Source organism: Nostoc sp. 'Peltigera membranacea cyanobiont' 210A (assembly GCF_002246015.1).
GTDB lineage: Bacteria > Cyanobacteriota > Cyanobacteriia > Cyanobacteriales > Nostocaceae > Nostoc.
Window position 1 is genome coordinate 299,170 of sequence record NZ_NOLJ01000007.1, and the last position, 16,429, is coordinate 315,598.

General features: G+C 40.6%; 10 protein-coding genes and 6 pseudogenes. 8 read left to right on the forward strand and 8 right to left on the reverse strand.

Annotation, left to right across the window (positions count from 1 at the left end; translation table 11 throughout):
• Positions 1 to 431: 431 nt before the first annotated feature.
• Together CDG76_RS23335 and CDG76_RS23340 are read right to left on the reverse strand one after the other, a co-directional pair.
• The gene (locus tag CDG76_RS23335) at positions 432 to 662 is read right to left on the reverse strand and encodes a type II toxin-antitoxin system MqsA family antitoxin (protein WP_094351292.1); all 231 of its coding nucleotides are present in this window, start codon (positions 660 to 662) and stop codon (positions 432 to 434) included.
• 17 nt (positions 663 to 679) lie between these two features.
• Positions 680 to 961, reverse strand: a complete 282-nt coding sequence (locus CDG76_RS23340) for a DUF4258 domain-containing protein (RefSeq protein ID WP_223265343.1) — start codon at positions 959 to 961, stop codon at positions 680 to 682.
• A gap of 228 nt (positions 962 to 1,189) precedes the next feature.
• Between CDG76_RS23340 and CDG76_RS23345 the strand changes: the two genes are divergently transcribed.
• The gene (locus CDG76_RS23345) at positions 1,190 to 1,489 is read left to right on the forward strand and encodes a Pepco domain-containing protein (RefSeq protein ID WP_143854155.1); all 300 of its coding nucleotides are present in this window, start codon (positions 1,190 to 1,192) and stop codon (positions 1,487 to 1,489) included.
• 3 nt (positions 1,490 to 1,492) lie between these two features.
• On the forward strand, positions 1,493 to 5,392 hold the full coding sequence (locus CDG76_RS23350; protein ID WP_094351294.1) for a caspase family protein: 3,900 nt from the start codon (positions 1,493 to 1,495) through the stop codon (positions 5,390 to 5,392).
• A 256-nt stretch (positions 5,393 to 5,648) separates the two neighbouring features.
• On the opposite strand, the gene acnB is transcribed toward CDG76_RS23350, so the two are convergent.
• The 3 genes and pseudogenes from acnB to CDG76_RS23365 all read right to left on the reverse strand — a co-directional run.
• The gene (gene acnB, locus CDG76_RS23355) at positions 5,649 to 8,279 is read right to left on the reverse strand and encodes a bifunctional aconitate hydratase 2/2-methylisocitrate dehydratase (protein ID WP_094351295.1); all 2,631 of its coding nucleotides are present in this window, start codon (positions 8,277 to 8,279) and stop codon (positions 5,649 to 5,651) included.
• A 312-nt stretch (positions 8,280 to 8,591) separates the two neighbouring features.
• Positions 8,592 to 8,894, reverse strand: a pseudogene (locus tag CDG76_RS23360) (DUF4351 domain-containing protein); the annotation flags it as partial.
• Positions 8,895 to 8,907: 13 nt separating this feature from the next.
• Positions 8,908 to 9,270, reverse strand: a pseudogene (locus tag CDG76_RS23365) (DUF4351 domain-containing protein); the annotation flags it as partial.
• Between the two features lie 65 nt (positions 9,271 to 9,335).
• On the opposite strand from CDG76_RS23365, the pseudogene CDG76_RS23370 reads away from it, so the two are divergent.
• A pseudogene (locus CDG76_RS23370) lies at positions 9,336 to 10,442 on the forward strand (IS630 family transposase).
• Between the two features lie 8 nt (positions 10,443 to 10,450).
• On the opposite strand, the pseudogene CDG76_RS23375 reads toward CDG76_RS23370, so the two are convergent.
• Positions 10,451 to 10,651 (reverse strand): annotated as a pseudogene (locus CDG76_RS23375) (DUF4351 domain-containing protein); the annotation flags it as partial.
• 232 nt (positions 10,652 to 10,883) lie between these two features.
• Here CDG76_RS23375 and CDG76_RS23380 point away from each other — a divergent pair.
• Positions 10,884 to 12,058 (forward strand): annotated as a pseudogene (locus CDG76_RS23380) (ISH3 family transposase).
• Positions 12,059 to 12,402: 344 nt separating this feature from the next.
• On the opposite strand, the gene CDG76_RS23385 reads toward CDG76_RS23380, so the two are convergent.
• Positions 12,403 to 12,798: a hypothetical protein gene (locus CDG76_RS23385; protein WP_094351297.1), complete on the reverse strand. Its 396-nt coding sequence runs from the start codon at positions 12,796 to 12,798 to the stop codon at positions 12,403 to 12,405.
• Positions 12,799 to 13,561: 763 nt separating this feature from the next.
• Positions 13,562 to 13,786, reverse strand: a pseudogene (locus tag CDG76_RS38550) (hypothetical protein); the annotation flags it as partial.
• A gap of 273 nt (positions 13,787 to 14,059) precedes the next feature.
• Here CDG76_RS38550 and CDG76_RS23395 point away from each other — a divergent pair.
• The 4 genes from CDG76_RS23395 to CDG76_RS23410 form a co-directional block, all read left to right on the forward strand.
• Positions 14,060 to 14,380 (forward strand): 2Fe-2S iron-sulfur cluster-binding protein, encoded by a 321-nt coding sequence (locus CDG76_RS23395; RefSeq protein ID WP_094351299.1) that lies wholly within the window; start codon positions 14,060 to 14,062, stop codon positions 14,378 to 14,380.
• Between the two features lie 147 nt (positions 14,381 to 14,527).
• Positions 14,528 to 14,707: a hypothetical protein gene (locus CDG76_RS23400; protein ID WP_094351499.1), complete on the forward strand. Its 180-nt coding sequence runs from the start codon at positions 14,528 to 14,530 to the stop codon at positions 14,705 to 14,707.
• Between the two features lie 110 nt (positions 14,708 to 14,817).
• The gene (locus CDG76_RS23405; protein WP_223265345.1) at positions 14,818 to 15,741 is read left to right on the forward strand and encodes a DUF3326 domain-containing protein; all 924 of its coding nucleotides are present in this window, start codon (positions 14,818 to 14,820) and stop codon (positions 15,739 to 15,741) included.
• Positions 15,742 to 16,282: 541 nt separating this feature from the next.
• Positions 16,283 to 16,429: reverse transcriptase N-terminal domain-containing protein (locus CDG76_RS23410; protein WP_190240968.1), on the forward strand; the 147-nt coding region annotated here is incomplete at its 3' end.

Genomic DNA, 16,429 nt, shown 5'->3' on the forward strand with positions numbered 1-16,429 from the left:
GACATGAATTATGGTTGGTATAAAAAATTAGTGAGATGGCGTAGGCGTAGCCCGTCGTAGACATCGTACAGCCATTAATATCCGAAGTCTACGATCGTCTACATTTACGAACTTTGACGTAAACTTTCTTGATCTCGAAGATTTATCATACTAATTCAGTGTCTTCCACTGCCAAAAACTCATGTAATTCTTCTATAGTGAGTGAAGTATGGTAAATATTAGATTCGATTTTATAGACTGAACAAAAGAGGCGATCGCTTCGTTAAGTTGCTTGATTGCTGCTTCTTGATTTAACCCTTATCCTACCAGCCCATTTTCTAAACATAAAGCAACCCAATAACCAGCACTCTTTTGTAAAACTGTTGTGTAGAAGTCCATAAATGCTTTTTAATAATAGAATACCTGAAGCAACAGTTAATTTTGGCAATTATTCATGATCCAAAACTAGCCACTTCTACAGGACGTTCCACAGCTAAGTTTTTCCGGTTAGTTTTAATTTGTTGAATTCTGTGAAGGGTTTCAGCAGTTAAATAACTTTCGCCGCAATGAGTACAGGTTATTACTGGAATGTTTTCTATTACTAGCAGGTCTTTACCCTTGCCGTAAGTTCTAGTAATTTGGCGGACTTTTACACCTTCGCTTCCACAAATATCACACAGCATTTGGCGCTTTCCTGTTATTAGGGTATGTATACTGTAATGATAACAAGTTTTCCAGTTGGACTTAGCTTGGCAATTATTTCGACTTCCCCTGCATCAAGAGTTAAACCTCTAATGCGATATTTAGATTCTGCTGTCACTTTATCTTTTTGACGTTCCAGTATTTCGCCTGTAAAGATGCCTTCTTCAATGTCATAGATTGTTAGATTGTCATCGCTCATTTCTTCTTCAGCGTGTAGCGTCATTAAATACTGACGAGAATAAACTTTATCCCGCATTCGTTGCAAAATTTCATCAAACAAGGTGGTAATCTCAGACGAAGTTAGACTTTAACAGTTTACAGCGATCGCACTTTGAGGTTAATCAAAAAGACAATTACACCTTTGTTTTACTCCCATATAGTAAGTTTAAAAACCTAGTATCTATACTTATCAGTAGAATTATATTATATTATGTTAAGCCTAAGCTAGAATTAATACTTGGTTGTTTGTAAATTTTATCTCTGTTTAAAACTTTAGAAGAAGGTATAAATGATGGACACGATTCCAATTTTAGTGAGCCTACCCGACAAAGACGAAGAAGTAAAAGGCATTTTTTCTCTTGATGCAGAAGTAGTTTTACGCGATATTCCCACAGAATTACTTCGAGATAACTTAAACAAGTTATGCCAAGGAGTAGGTACTTTGCTTAATGATATTAAGAAGGTTGGTGGCTTTCGGCTCAAAGAAGTCACAGTTCAAGTTGAGGTGAGTGCTGAAGGCGGTGTAGAGCTAATTGGTACAGCTAAGGTAGGTGGCAAAGGGGCAATTACTCTAACTTTTGCGGAGTAGTAAATGAAAAAACGTCGAGCGCTACTGATTGGAGTTCCTGAATACGAAAGTGATGCTATTACCAACCTACCTATTGTCTGTCGAGATATAGAAAACCTCCACGCCTCTTTAGAAAAATCTGGCTTTACTATCCACTCGCTAGGTACAGATGGCATTTCACAAACTGGACGTAGTAAATTATTACAAGCCTTACGGCGGGAATGCAAGGAGGCGCAAGGAGTAGAGACACTGCTCCTTTATTTCTCAGGACATGGAATGCATTGCAAAGGTAAGGATTACCTCATCCCATCCGATGCAGTGTTAGATGACGCTGAGTATGTTGAAGAATATCTGGTAACTACAGATATAGGTGACATCATCGATCAGTCAGGTGCAGAGACTATTATCTTTTTCATTGATGCTTGCCGTGAGGGTGTTAAGTTAGGCTTCAAAAATACTTATCTTGTTGGTTGGAGCAAAGGTGATCGGCGACAAGCTTCACGGCGTAGTTTTGTAATGGTGTTTGCCTGTGGGCCTGGTCAGGTAAGTCAGTATGTAGGAGGTGAAGATGGGTTTAGTCTTTTCTCTAAAGCTCTGGCTGAGGTACTAGATCCACAACACTTCGCCTGTACTTTAAAAGAAGTTCTCGACGAAACACAAGCAAGACTAAACATCTTAATAGTAGAACAAGGTAAGCAGCCACAGAAAATCTACTACGCTCATGAAAGTGCTGTTGAAGATAATACCTTATCACAGATAATTTGTGAGAGCGTTACTGCGGCAACAGGTAAAGGTAAAGCTAGTAATCCCTGGTCTGAAGCTGCATTACAGTCACCACTTTGGAAAAATAAAGGCACTGAGGCAAATTTAATTGTTGCACAACTCCAGCAGCAAGTAGCTAAGATATTAGCTGCTTGTTGGCAAGAGTGGGAAGCAGCAATTAATAGTTTTCCCCAAGATCAGTGGCGAGATGAGGCACTGCCAATCAGAGTGCTAGAGGCGCTAGATTTGTTAGTGTTTCGCTCCGATCCCCCCATTGAACTGACAGATGCTGAAACAGCGTTAGTAGTAACTGCACCATTTGTGCGTGAGGCAGTACTGGCTAGTGGGTTTACACAAGCAGCTAAGGTAAATCCACTGTCATTAGAGGGAACTAAACCGGAAACTGTTATTCGGAGTGCCATAGATAAAGTACATCAGAGTAATCCTCGTCTCGTGCGTAAAGCCCAACGTCTCCAAGATCAGGATCGTACAGAGGATAGAGATGCGGTAATGGCATGGCTACTACACCGATGCTTGCTGAAAACACTTGAGCTTTGGATGCCAGAATCAGAAGGTGGCTCTCTTTCTAGTAACTTGCTTAAATCTTTGGAAAGTGTGAGTCAGTGTAGCTCACGTCTAAGCAAGGAGACATTGAAACCAAAGCGTTTGTTGGAACTTGCCCGTTGCTTGTTTGCAGACGTTGAGCGCATAGATCGTGATGACCGTCCTGAAGCTCTACAGTCGAGACTAACAGTGGGTGGATATTCTGAAGAGCAGCAAATCCGAGAAAAAATGGTGGGTTATCTACTGAAGTTGGCAGGATTGCTAGCTATTGATATCCGCACTCTCTCTGATGTTTTGATAGACCATATCGGTTTGTCTGACCCCCTGACACCTAACGATGTAAGCTCTACAATAGCACAGGCTCGCTGGAATCCTTCTGGAAGGGGGCGTACACTGCGTGTTACTTGTCATCATCCAGCAGTGGATTTAGTTATACGAGAACACATTGAGCAGGCTAATTTGGTTCTCGCTCACATTTTTCGGCAAGTAGAAGAGAAAAAGGATATTTATATACCTATTGCTCAAGTTAGTTGTTCTTTAATTGATGAGTTAATAGACACATGCTTACAAGAAACAAATACACACAATTGTTTAGATTTACTTAACGAGCTTAATAAGATTGCTGGTATATGGCTGGAATTTGAGCGAATAAGTTTATTGACAAAATATGGATTAAGGCAAACAGTTTTTACTAAAGAAATTATTCAACTCATCCAACATAATGATAAAGGAATTTTACTTTTACCTGGGGATAGCTTATTGTTAGCTCCGCAAGAACCGTTTTTTTATAAAATACTACTAGCGTCAAAGAAAATGAATAAAACAATAGAGGAGCTTCTTAGACGCATAAAGCAGTTTTCTCCAAAATTAGGATTTAAGATACCAAATATTGACTCAGAATGCATCAAGTCTTTAACTCTTACAGAAAATGATTTCCGCCTACTGTTCCAAGACCCGGATGAAAATGAGTCTTGGTTGGATGAAAGTGATCTTTGGTTAAAAGAACAGGTATCAGCAATGCATTTAGTCTTGGGGGCTGCAAAATTGAATCAATCAGTAGCAACTACTTATCAGCAATTAGAAAAATTTGTCTGTTTAGGTTTGCAATTACCACAATTAGACCTGCCAGGCTTAGAGGATTTAATTCCAATAAAAGATGATGTATGGCTGCTGTCCCAAAAACTGAACGGAAGAAGCCCTTGGTTAAAGACGCAGGTATCAGCAATGCATTTAGTCTTGGGGGCTGCAAAATTGAATAAATCAGTAGCAGTTACTTATCAGCAATTAGAAAAATTTGTCTGTTTAGGTTTGCAATTACCACAATTAGACCCGCCAGCCTTAGAGGATTTAATTCCAACAGAAGATGATTTACTTCTACTATCCCAAGACCTCGATGGAGAAAGCCCTTGGTTAGAAGCACAAGTATCAGCAATGCATCTAGTCCTGGGGGCAGCAGAATTTAATCAATCAGTAGCAGCTACTTATCAGCAATTAGAAAAATTTGTCTGTTTAGGTTTGCAATTACCACAATTAGACCTGCCAGCCTTAGAGAATTTAATTCCAACAGAAGATGATTTACTTCTGCTATCCCAAGACCTGAATAGAAGAAGCCTTTGGTTAGAAGCGCAGGTATCAGCAATGCATCTAGTCTTGGGGGCAGAGCAATTGAATCAATCAGTAGCAGTTACTTATCAGCAATTAGAAAAATTTGTTTGTTTAGGTTTGCAATTACCACAACTAGACCTGCCAGCCTTAGAGAATTTAATTCCAACAGAAGATGATTTACTTCTGCTATCCCAAGACTTGGATGGAAGAAGACCTTGGTTAGAAGCGCAGGTATCAGCAATGCATTTAGTCTTGGGGGCTGCAAAATTGAATAAATCAGTAGCAGCTACTTATCAGCGATTAGAAAAATTTGTCTGTTTAGGTTTGCAATTACCACAATTAGACCTGCCAGCCTTAGAGAATTTAATTCCAACAGAAGATGATTTACTTCTGCTATCCCAAAACTTAGATGGAGAAAGCCCTTGGTTAGAAGCACAAGTATCAGCGATGCATCTAGTCTTGGGGGCAGCAGAATTGAATCAATCAGTAGAAAAAATTTATATTCGTTTCCAAGCATTTACTTCTCTGCTAAATTTAAAACTTCCACTAGTAAACTTAAAATTACTAAAAAAGTGGAATGTCAAAATTAGAGATATACTAATTTTATCTCAAAATTTAAATGGAATAAAACCTTGGGTTGAAGATAGTTTTTCTCTGATTCATGTAATTCAATTTTCAGCTCGACTGAATGAACCTATACTAGAAACACTCAGGCATTTACTAAAATTCTCTGCTTTAGGATTTAGCGTACCTGAAATTGATGTAGAGACATTAGGTAATTTCACACCAACTTTAAATGATTTAGTAGCCGTTTCACAGGATTTGGATGGACTAGCACCTTGGATAGAGGGTATTATTCCTGCTGATCATATTGTTCATGCTGCAAAAAAATTAGATGAGCCAGTAGAAGGAACGCTAGAACGGTTACGTCATTTTACGCCTATACTCAGTTTAATCCTACCAACTGGAGAACCAAATTCCTGGCAAATTTGATATTGAGAATTATTATCCAATGACAGTTTAAAAATTTCTTTAGTCTCAAACTTAACTTTGTCTCAAGTTTAGACAGGGGTAGATATATAAAAATCCTTGCCCAAGAGGTATTTGAAAATGAAAGGATACATCCTTTTCATGGCAATAACGCAATACAGTTCAGATAAGCCCAAAACCCTCATGTAGAGACGCGATTTATCGCGTCCTCAAAATATTTAATGTCAAGGTGAGCTAAAAAAGCCCACCTTAATTTAGATTAGACCAACAAAGCTTGTTCTTCTTTAGAAATCACTCGCCCTTCATCCTCAAAACCGGCGATTTGATCAAAGTTCAAATACCGATACAAATCATCGGCAAAAGGCTCAATTCTACTCGCCACAATATCCAGATATTCCTGCACTGTCGGAAGTCGTCCCAGCAGCGCACAAACTGCGGCTAATTCTGCTGAACCAAGATACACTCGCGCATCTTTACCCATGCGATTATTGAAGTTACGGGTAGACGTAGAAAACACTGTTGTGCCATCAGCAACTCGCGCCTGATTACCCATACACAAACTGCATCCTGGCATTTCTGTACGCGCACCCGCAGCCCCAAAAATGCTGTATACACCTTCTTCTTTTAATTGGTGTTCATCCATGCGCGTTGGTGGTGCTATCCACAGGCGAGTTTTTACTTCACCTGCGCCTTCCAAAACTTTCGCTGTTGCCCGATAATGACCAATATTCGTCATACAAGAACCGAGGAATACTTCTTGTACTGGATCGTTAGCAACTTCCGATAATAATTTAACATTATCGGGGTCATTGGGAGCAGCAACAATTGGCTCTTTGATTTCGTTCAAATCAATTTCAATTATTTCAGCATACTCCGCATCGGCATCGCCTTCTAATAACACGGGATTTGCTAACCATTCTTCCATCTTTGCCACACGGCGCAACATGGTACGCGGATCATGATAGCCTCGTGCTATCATATTTTTCAGCAACGCTACGTTAGAACGCAGATATTCCGAAATTGTCTCTACACTCAGCTTAATTGTGCATCCGGCACAAGAACGTTCCGCACTAGCATCGGTGAGTTCAAAGGCTTGTTCAACTTTTAAATCTGGCAAACCTTCTATTTCCAGAATTCGCCCGGAGAAAACGTTTTTCTTATTTTGCTTCTCTGCTGTCAGCAAACCTTTTTGAATTGCCACGTAGGGAATGGCATTCACGACATCCCGTAGGGTGATACCTGGTTGCAATTCACCTTTGAATCTTACCAAAACTGACTCTGGCATATCTAAAGGCATGACACCCAAGGCGGCTGCAAAGGCTACCAAGCCAGAACCGGCGGGGAAGGAAATACCCAAGGGGAAGCGGGTGTGAGAGTCGCCGCCAGTTCCTACGGTATCGGGTAGCAGCATCCGGTTTAACCAAGAGTGGATAATACCATCACCGGGACGGAGGGCGACACCGCCACGAGAAGCAAAGAAGTCGGGGAGTTCGTGATGGGTTTGGATGTCTACTGGTTTGGGATAAGCTGCTGTGTGGCAGAAACTTTGTATCACTAAGTCTGCACTGAAACCAAGACAAGCGAGTTCTGTCAATTCGTCGCGGGTCATGGGGCCTGTGGTATCTTGAGAACCAACGGTAGTAATGATGGGTTCGCAAGATGTGCCGGGACGCACACCAGGTAATCCGCAAGCTTTACCTACCATTTTCTGTGCCAAGCTGTAGCCTTTGCCTGTATCAAAGGCTTGCTGGGGACGGGTAAAGACTGTGCTGTGTTCTAAACCAAGTGCAAGACGGGTTTTGTCGGTGAGGGTACGTCCGATAAGTAGGGGGATGCGTCCACCTGCGCGAACTTCATCGAGGATGGTGTCAGGTTTGAGGGCAAAGGTGGAAATGACTTCGCCTGCTTCGTTTGTGATTTCGCCTTTGTAGGGATGGATGGTAATTACCATACCGGTTTCTAGTTTGGTGACATCGCACTGAATAGGCAAAGCACCGGCATCTTCTGCTGTGTTAAAGAAGATTGGCGCGATCGCACCACCTAAAACATAACCCCCAGCGCGTTTGTTTGGCACAAAAGGTATATTATTTCCTGTATGCCACAATACGGAGTTGATGGCAGATTTACGCGAGGAACCTGTACCAACTACATCCCCCACGTAAGCTACAGGATGCCCTTTTTTCTTCAACTCGGCAATGGTTGCCAAGCTTCCCGGTTGCCGTGACTCTAACATCACTAAGGCGTGTAAGGGAATATCTGGGCGAGTTGTGGCGCTTTGGGCGGGGGATAAGTCGTCGGTGTTGGTTTCGCCAGGAACTTTAAAAACGGTGACAGTAATCGCTTCTGGAACTGTAGGGCGGAGGGTAAACCATTCAGCTTCCGCCCAAGAGTCAATCACCCGCTTGGCGAAAGGATTGGTTTTAGACAACTCTAAAACATCGTGGTAAGCGTCGTACACTAAGAGTATTTTGCTTAAGGCGTTGGCGGCGTAGGCGGAAATGGGTTCCTTTCCTTGTCCACCCATTACCAGAGGTGTTTCGGATGAGTCGGAGAGGGATACAGTGGGCAATTGTAGCAAATCGATTAAAGATTGCACATTGTAACCACCGATCATTGTGCCCAGCAATTGCACCGCTTCGATGGGCGCAATCAACGGACTGGTGATTTCTTCCTTGGCAATGGCGGTAAGAAATCCAGCTTTGACATAAGCTGCTGGATCGACACCAGGAGAAACGCGATCGCTCAATAAATGTAATAATATCTCCTCTTGACCCTTGGGCGGATTTTTCAGTAATTCACATAATTCTGATGTTTGCTTCGCATCCAATGGTAAAGGGGGAATACCGAGTGCTGCTCTTTCAGCAACGTGTTTACGATATTGTTCTAGCATTTTTATGTTCTCCATTGGGATGTTCTATCTTTAATTATGAAATATTTTTAGTCAATACTTGGCTATAAGAGTTTAGCTTACTTTTATTACTGAAAGCCTTAGTGGTAATCGGTTGTTTGCAGGTTTTTTATACTGAAATTTTGAAAAGTATGAGGCGAATAGAATTCGCTACTACATAAACAAAGTCCACCTCCGTGGACTAAGAGTAAATCAAGAATTTTTAACCCACGTAGGTGGGTTTTGTATTTCGACTTCGCTCAACACAAGTCTGTATAGCCGCGACTTCTAGTCGCAAGGTGTAGCAATAATGAATTAGATTGATTGTTGGTTTAACCAAGTTTCTAAATCAGCAACATTAGAAAAGTCTAGCAATGCCTCTCCTAAATTCTCTAATTGTTCGATCGATAAACCTTTAATTTGCCCGATTAATGATGCATCAATTTCACCAATACGGCGATTTAGTAGACGCAGTATTAAGTCTTCTTTTCCTTCTTGCCTTCCTTCTTGCCTTCCTTCTTGCCTGCCCTCTTGCCTTCCTTCTTGCCTTCCCTCTTCTTTGGCTTGTTCTCTGTCTCTTTGATAAAGTGGCTCTAGTCGCATAATTAGCTCATTATCAATCGAAATGAATTTAGCTTGATTGTTGGTTTAACCAAGTTTCTAAATCAGCAACACTAGAAAAATCTAGCAATGCCTCTCCTAAATTCTCTAATTGTTCAATCGATAAACCTTTAATTTGCCCGATTAATGATGCATCAATTTCACCAATACGACGATTTAGTAGACGCAGTATTAAGTCTTCTTTTCCTTCTTGCCTTCCTTCTTGCCTGCCCTCTTGTCTTCCTTCTTGCCTGCCCTCTTGCCTTCCCTCTTCTTTGGCTTGTTCTCTGTCTCTTTGATAAAGTGGTTCTAGTCGCATAATTAACTCCCTATCATCTGCTTCTAATTCTTGATTTACTCTCAAGTTTTCGCGCAAGTTGTAAACTATAGGAATCCTATTTGATTTTTGAAAAAGACTACGAGATAATACGGATGAGTTGACAAGTGTAAGAGCAGACAATGATAAACCAGCATCTACAATCGGCAATACTACCTGGAGGAGTGGCAACTGCGATGCCTGCGGCGGGCGTAGCCATCGCTGAGTTACAAGATTTCATAGCAGCTTGTCGTGATGCCCGTGAAGCAAGAAAAGCTTTGGCAGTTAAATTGATTTACCAAGATTACTTGTACGAAGAAATCCAAGCTATTCTAGATGTGTCTTTAGGCTCGATAACAGGCTGGAAACAAGCCTATGAGCAGGATGGAATTAATGGACTGTGCTTGAACTACACTCGTGAGAAAAAGCTACCTGAGTGCTGAACAGCGAGAAGAAGTGTTGAGTTGGCTGCAAACCAAGAACTGCTGGGAACTGGGTGAACTGGAGTACAAATTAGCTTTTGAGTACGACGTAGTTTATGATTCAAAACAAAGTTACTACGACTTATTTGATGCCGCTGACATCAGTTGGAAGAAAACCACAAAGCTGAATCCCAAAGCCGACGAGAATGCTGTTGCAGCAAAAAAAAAGAGATTGAGACATTGCTGGCACATCACAAGCGTGGAAATCGAAACAGGAAAGTTGAGAGTACTGCTAATTGATGAATGCCATTTAATGTGGGGAGAAATAAGATGGTTACGTATGGGGAAAAAGTGACCAAGAAATATCAGTCCCAGTTGTTAATGAACGAGATAAGCAGACATACTATGGGGCAATTGACTATCTGCAAGGAAAATTAGTTCTCAAAGCTTATGATGCGGGAAATTCAAAAAATACTATTGATTACCTACAATATCTGCTAGCTGACTCTCCCGATCAGCAATTACTAATTTTTTGGGATGGCGCTAGTTACCACCGTTCTAAAGAAGTTCGAGGTTTTTTGGACGAGGTAAATCTTGGGTTGTCATCTGAACAATGGAAAATACATTGCGAACGCTAAAGCTCCCAATTGCCCAGTACAAAATCCTATTGAGGATATTTGGTTGCAGGCTAAAACATGGGTTCGACGTTTTTGTGCTTTGGTTCCTTCATTCTCTCATTTAAAGTGGATGTTTGAGTGGTTTATCCGACACACTACCTTTGATTTCGCTACTCTCCAGATGTACGGAGTTTTTTCAAAAATCAAATAGGAGTCCTATATAATTGCAGGCTGTTGGGCAAATCTTCCTAGCAAACCCAGTATTTGGATATTAGAGCTTTGCTGTTTAGCAGGAGTGAATAAAACATCTATTTCTTTAATCTCTCCTGAGACTTTTTCTGATGCCTTGACTTCTCCGTAATCTTTTAGTAGTTCTTCTAGATAGTCTTTGGCAAATTTATCATGTATAAACCTGGTCATTCAATTTTAAGATTTCGGAAGTTCTGGATTAATACAAAGTTTACTATATACAGTAAACCAAAAAGTTTTTCCAAAAGGGCGATCGCTACTCACACCACAGGCATCACCAATAAATAGATAAGTAGAGCAAGTATTATTAAATACAGACAATATAATAAATAGTTATCATATTTTGCAGTATTTCAAAATATGAAATGATCAAACTAGTGTGTCGTATATTTGGCTGAGAAAATTGACTATTTCATCTCTAGGAAAAACCAAAAGGAGAGAGTCTACGGAAGAACCGACGTTAACAGACTCAGAAACCCTTGATCAAGTTATTGAGTGTTTGGTAGAAAATTTCTCCATTGAAACTCAAGGTGTATGCGACCAAAAAACTTTATTTGAGATTCTAATAAAGGCAGCTAGTAGTGGAGATAGTATTGAGAACACAGCTAAACTATTAAAGAATGTTCCCACAGCCAATGATATTAGATACCATCTCAACAAGATTAATAATTTTGAGGAACTAGAGACACAAATTAATCTTGCATTAAAAAGCCGAATTCCTTTAGGATTAAAAAAAGGTTGTTTAAAAATAGCGATTGATTTAAATTTAATTTGCTATTATGGTAAGCCAACATCAGGGGAATCAGCATACATATATCAAAGTCAAGCCAAAGCTGGTACTCATTCATTTTACGCTTATGCAACTTTATATGTGATTACTAATAATAAGCGTGTAACCCTTGCAATTAGAGGTGTTCGCCAATTAGATACTAGTGTTGCTCTGATTACATATTTATTAGCAGAACTCGACTCTCTTAAAATAAATGTGAAGAAACTCTATTTAGATAGAGGCTTTTTTAATACTCCTGTAATCCGATGGTTGCAGGCATTAGATATTCCTTTTCTTATGCCTGCTATCAAGACGGGAAAGAAAGGAGGAATAAAGCAATTTTTAAAGGGCAGGAAAAGTTATAAAACTACTTATACAATAACCAGGGATAAAGATGATTCAGTTACATTTGATGTATGGATTATTTGTAAATATCGAAAGGGAAAGCATAATCAGCGTGGAGTTAAATACTTTGTTTATGTTGCTCACAAGGTAAAAACAAATCTAGATTACATCTATCAAGATTATCGAAAAAGATTTGGGATTGAAACTAGTTATAGGCTGAAAAATATTTGTCGAATTAAAACTAATAATAAAAATCCAGTCTTGAGATTACTATTTGTTGGTATATCCAATATCTTGTTAATATTTGGGTTAATCTACTTCGGCTCAAAATCAGCCTAAAAAGGAAAGGTAGTCGATTAATTTATCGCACACTTTTTGTATTAAAACAAATGTTAGCATTTTTATCTCAAGCTATTGAGCGGAAATATCAAGTCGTTGAAAGCATCTATATTCCATCAGGTTAATATTGACCATTTTCGGCTAGCTAATCATAAGTAATCATAATCTATACTATGTCTGCTAGTCAGAATATTCTGTATTTGTAAGTATCATAAGCTACATACTTTCTATGGATCGCTCTTCTCTTAAAAACTTTTTGGTTTACTGATATAGCATTCCTGAATCATTCGTGATGAAATAGAACCCCGACTTCTTTAGGAAGTCGGGGTTCTGGTGGACACCTTGAATTTTTACAGATATCATTCTAAAAAAGTTAAAAGCAGATTCTATAAGCCTTTTGACACTTCGACTTCTCTGCGAGACGCTGCGCGAACGCTCAGTGTTAACTTTTGACTTCCGCTTTGCGGTACTAGGCGGTTATTGCATTTTCATGTGATGTTTTATCTGTGTTAGATTTCAAGCGTGTCAACCTGCTTTTACGGATACGTTCGCTGTCTCTAACGCCGCCTGCAAGTTCATATTCGTTGCTGTTTTTGCCGTACTTGAAACCAACCCCAGTCAGCATTTTGTCTGAAACCTGACTTAAGGTTTTTTCCATCTCATCCAGCTTTTTTCTAGAAGAGTCAATCATAGCTAGAGCAGCGTTATACTCATCAAGCATATTGTGAAAATTGTCTATTAATTGAGTCAAGTTTTGCAAGTTGTAAGTATCATCAAAATTGATATTTGGATCGATAGCTTTCAAGCCGGCAACTCTAAATTCAGCTTTTTCTAGAATTCGGGAACTACGTTTTTTTCGAGGCATAAATTTACGCTTTTAATAGCTTTACAGGGCTATTTTCTCTCAATCAACCTGGATTATGGTTCAGCAAAAAACGCATTTTTTTAGTAAAAGTTTTTATTGATGCCCGTGATTTCTCGGAATTTAATCATCAAAGGTTGATTTTTGGCAAAATAATATTATGTTTAAGCAATAGACAATAACGCACAGCAATGATCATAGGTGTCAACTTAACGTCAAAGCCCTAGAATCACCTGGTATTAAGTCCACTTGCTTACAATCACTATCCGCGTCACTCCACCCCAGTTTTGTCTAAAGGCAAAACTTCCCCTCCCGTTGCTAAGGCTACCGTGTACACACAAGTCAAATTACCCCCCTCAATCCCCCCGATGCATTGGGGGGAAGCCGGAAATCTAGTTCCCTCCCCAATACATACGGGGAGGGTTAGGGTGGGGTAAAATGCTTGTGCAATAAGGGTTTAAGCTTAAGTTGACACAAATGAGCATTGCTGTGCCCCTATAAATGGTCTGTATTCTATGTCAACAGCGATCGCTTTAACTTTAAGGCTTAATGTTGTAACCTTAAGGCTTTATGTTTTAGCTCTAAGGCTTAATGTTGTAACTTTAAGGCTTTATTTTATAGCCTGAAGCCTTAATGTTATGACCTCAAGGCTTTATGTTCTAGCTCTAAGGCTTTATGCTGTAACCTTAAGAGTCAACCTTATAACATTGATGACTAAAGTTTGTTGGTGAGTGCAACCATCGCTACATAGTGTATATTGTTGATTTACAGCGATCGCAATTCCCCCCACTGAATCACGAGAAGCACCCACATCCAGCTCGGCGGCTTTGAGAACTTCGCGGGTTGTACCAAATAAACTATAAAGAGAGTTCATCGCTTCTCGTACTAAACCCTGGTCAACTTCCAAAGGTTGTATAGCAATGCGCGTCACCAATTCCACATAAAGCGACTAAGCCGCTTTCTTTTGTGTGGTGTCAACTTTCCAAGACATTGAACCAATGCCAAAAGGCAGACTTACAGATACAGTCTCTAAAGAAACGCGATGCCTACGGCGGGCTACGCCTACGCGCATATTTATAGTAAGCAAATTTAACTAATTTATTTGTGTATTGTATAGTAATTAATGTTACTAATCTAAAAATTGTTCAGAATTAGTTGCTATAATTATCAATCTTTAACCTAAATTTTTATAGTAACATCTGGATATTTTTAACTAATTCAGATAAACTAATAAATTTGTCCGTAGCATGACCTTCTTTTGTATATGCCCAAAACTTACACCGTAGAAATTGATCACCAAGGCAAAATTCATACCTTGCAAGTTCCTGAAAATGAAACGATCTTATCAGTTGCCGATGCTGCTGGTTTGGAACTGCCGAGTTCTTGTAATGCAGGTGTCTGCACAACTTGCGCCGGTCAAATAAGCGAGGGAACTGTGGATCAAACTGATGGTATGGGCGTTAGTCCAGATTTGCAAAAGCAAGGTTACGTATTGCTTTGTGTTGCCAAACCCCTTTCTGATTTGAAACTTGAGACGGAAAAGGAAGACGTAGTTTATCAGTTACAATTTGGCAAAGGCAAATAATCAGCGAACAGTTATCAGTATATCGGATGATTATTCATAACTGAATAACTGTTCGTGGAGATTACCAAATCTAAGAAATTACATAAGTATTTCATCGCAACTGATATCAGCTATTCTAGAAACTACAAATCAACAGGATTTACCAAAATGACGACTCATTTTATTACCGCAGAAATTGATTTACAAGAAACTCCCGCAGAGTTACTAGAAGTAATTGAAACAGAGTTGAAAAAACAAGGGGAACCTCTGCGTTGGGCAGTTACTTCTGTGGATGCTGACGAACAAAAAGCTACAGTTGAAGCCGTTGTCACGACAGTTAAGAGTTAGGATAGACGCGATTAAGAGAGACGCGATTAATCGCGTCTGTACAAGAGTTAGGATTTGATGGCTTGTGATTCATAAACTCATCACTCATCACTCAGCACTCTTAACTTAAGATGAATCGTCCATATACCGCTATTTTAATTGTACCAACAGGCGTTGGGGCTGCCATTGGGGGTTATGCAGGAGATGCTTTGCCTGTTGCCAAAGTTATAGCACAGGTTTGCGATCGCCTAATTACTCACCCCAATGTCCTGAATGGCGCAAGTTTGTATTGGAACCTTCCAAACGCTTTCTATGTTGAAGGTTACGGGCTTGACAAATTCGCCTCTGGATGCTGGGGTTTGCGTCCAGTCCGCACCAACAAAGTAGGTTTGCTTTTAGACCAAGCTATTGAGCCAGAGTTACGACTACGACATATACAAGCCGCCGATGCAGTCAGAGCAACTCTCGGATTGACCTTAACAGATTATGTAATTACTGATGCACCATTAAATGTAGAATTGCGGACTACAGCATCGGGAGCTAGTTGGGGAACAATTGGCAACCCGGATAGCTTGTTAAGGGCAGCTGAGATATTAATTAAAAAAGCGGGGGCAGAAGCGATCGCAGTTGTTGCCCGTTTCCCCGATGATATGGATGAGGAGGCAGTACAAAAATACCGCCACGGTGAAGGTGTCGATCCTTTAGCGGGTGCAGAAGCCGTAATTAGCCATTTGCTAGTGCGAACCTTTCAAATTCCTTGCGCCCATTCTCCCGCGCTTTTGAGCGAACCGCCACAACCTGATTTATCTCCCCGTTCCGCCGCCGAAGAATTGGGCTATACCTTTTTGCCGTGCGTCCTTGTCGGATTAAGTCGTGCCCCACAATTTATAATAGATAAAGCAGCGATTGCATCAGAGAAAGGAGATATTTGGGCAGATGAAGTGGATGCTGCGATCGCACCTGCAAATGCTTGTGGTAGCAGTGCCTTACTGAGTTTAAGCCAAAGACGATGCCAAATAATTACAGTAGAAGAAAATGTGCGATTCGTTGCTTAGAGAATCACGGTAAACAGCCCGTACATAACTAAGCCAGCCCGACAGCAGATTACTGTCATTAAAGGCTGAACTCTCGGTCAGATGCAAGTGTAAGCCTTGCCATTCAGACTCAGAATTGACTCCTTACCTGCCCACACCGAACAAGCTCGGTTCTTGTAGAGTGAAGCTGGGAACAGGGCGCAATCAGACGACCGTTGCGGGTTGACACTGGCGCTAACAGGGAGTTCCCATGATGAAACAGAGCCTAAAAAAGCGACTTATCTACAGGCAGGGCGCAACAGAAAACCCTGACCTTGCTGGAGTTCATCCCCGCCGAACATGGTTTTCAGCAACGGCAAGAGTCCAGGGAATCCAGCAGTCGAATTGGCTACATCTAAAGGAACAATCAATCTCTCCGAGGGAACGAATAAAAACGAGTTGTGGGTCTAGGGGCGGTCGAACCCCAAGTAGCCCAGACGAGCGGAGGAATCCCCACAATTCGGGTAGGACAGACCGTAATTGGTCTGAGGTGTTCAGAAAATACAAAACTCTAGAAGAGAAAATGATTAGACACAGTGTAAAAACTAGTGAATCTTGGAAAGCCCTACCGTGGAAGAAATTCCGCCGAAACCTTTTCCGCCTTCAAAAGCGCGTATTTAAAGCGGTTCAAGTTGGAGACAAGCGGAAAGCTAGGTCACTCCAAAAGCTT

What these genes read in the sequence shown, in the direction of transcription:
- CDG76_RS23335 (WP_094351292.1), bottom strand. Translation starts at nt 662, where the DNA reads ATGCTGTGTGATATTTGTGGAAGCGAAGGTGTAAAAGTCCGCCAAATT.
- CDG76_RS23345 (WP_143854155.1), top strand. Translation starts at nt 1,190, where the DNA reads ATGATGGACACGATTCCAATTTTAGTGAGCCTACCCGACAAAGACGAA.
- CDG76_RS23350 (WP_094351294.1), top strand. Translation starts at nt 1,493, where the DNA reads ATGAAAAAACGTCGAGCGCTACTGATTGGAGTTCCTGAATACGAAAGT.
- acnB (WP_094351295.1), bottom strand. Translation starts at nt 8,279, where the DNA reads ATGCTAGAACAATATCGTAAACACGTTGCTGAAAGAGCAGCACTCGGT.
- CDG76_RS23385 (WP_094351297.1), bottom strand. Translation starts at nt 12,798, where the DNA reads ATGCCTCGAAAAAAACGTAGTTCCCGAATTCTAGAAAAAGCTGAATTT.
- CDG76_RS23395 (WP_094351299.1), top strand. Translation starts at nt 14,060, where the DNA reads ATGCCCAAAACTTACACCGTAGAAATTGATCACCAAGGCAAAATTCAT.
- CDG76_RS23400 (WP_094351499.1), top strand. Translation starts at nt 14,528, where the DNA reads ATGACGACTCATTTTATTACCGCAGAAATTGATTTACAAGAAACTCCC.
- CDG76_RS23405 (WP_223265345.1), top strand. Translation starts at nt 14,818, where the DNA reads ATGAATCGTCCATATACCGCTATTTTAATTGTACCAACAGGCGTTGGG.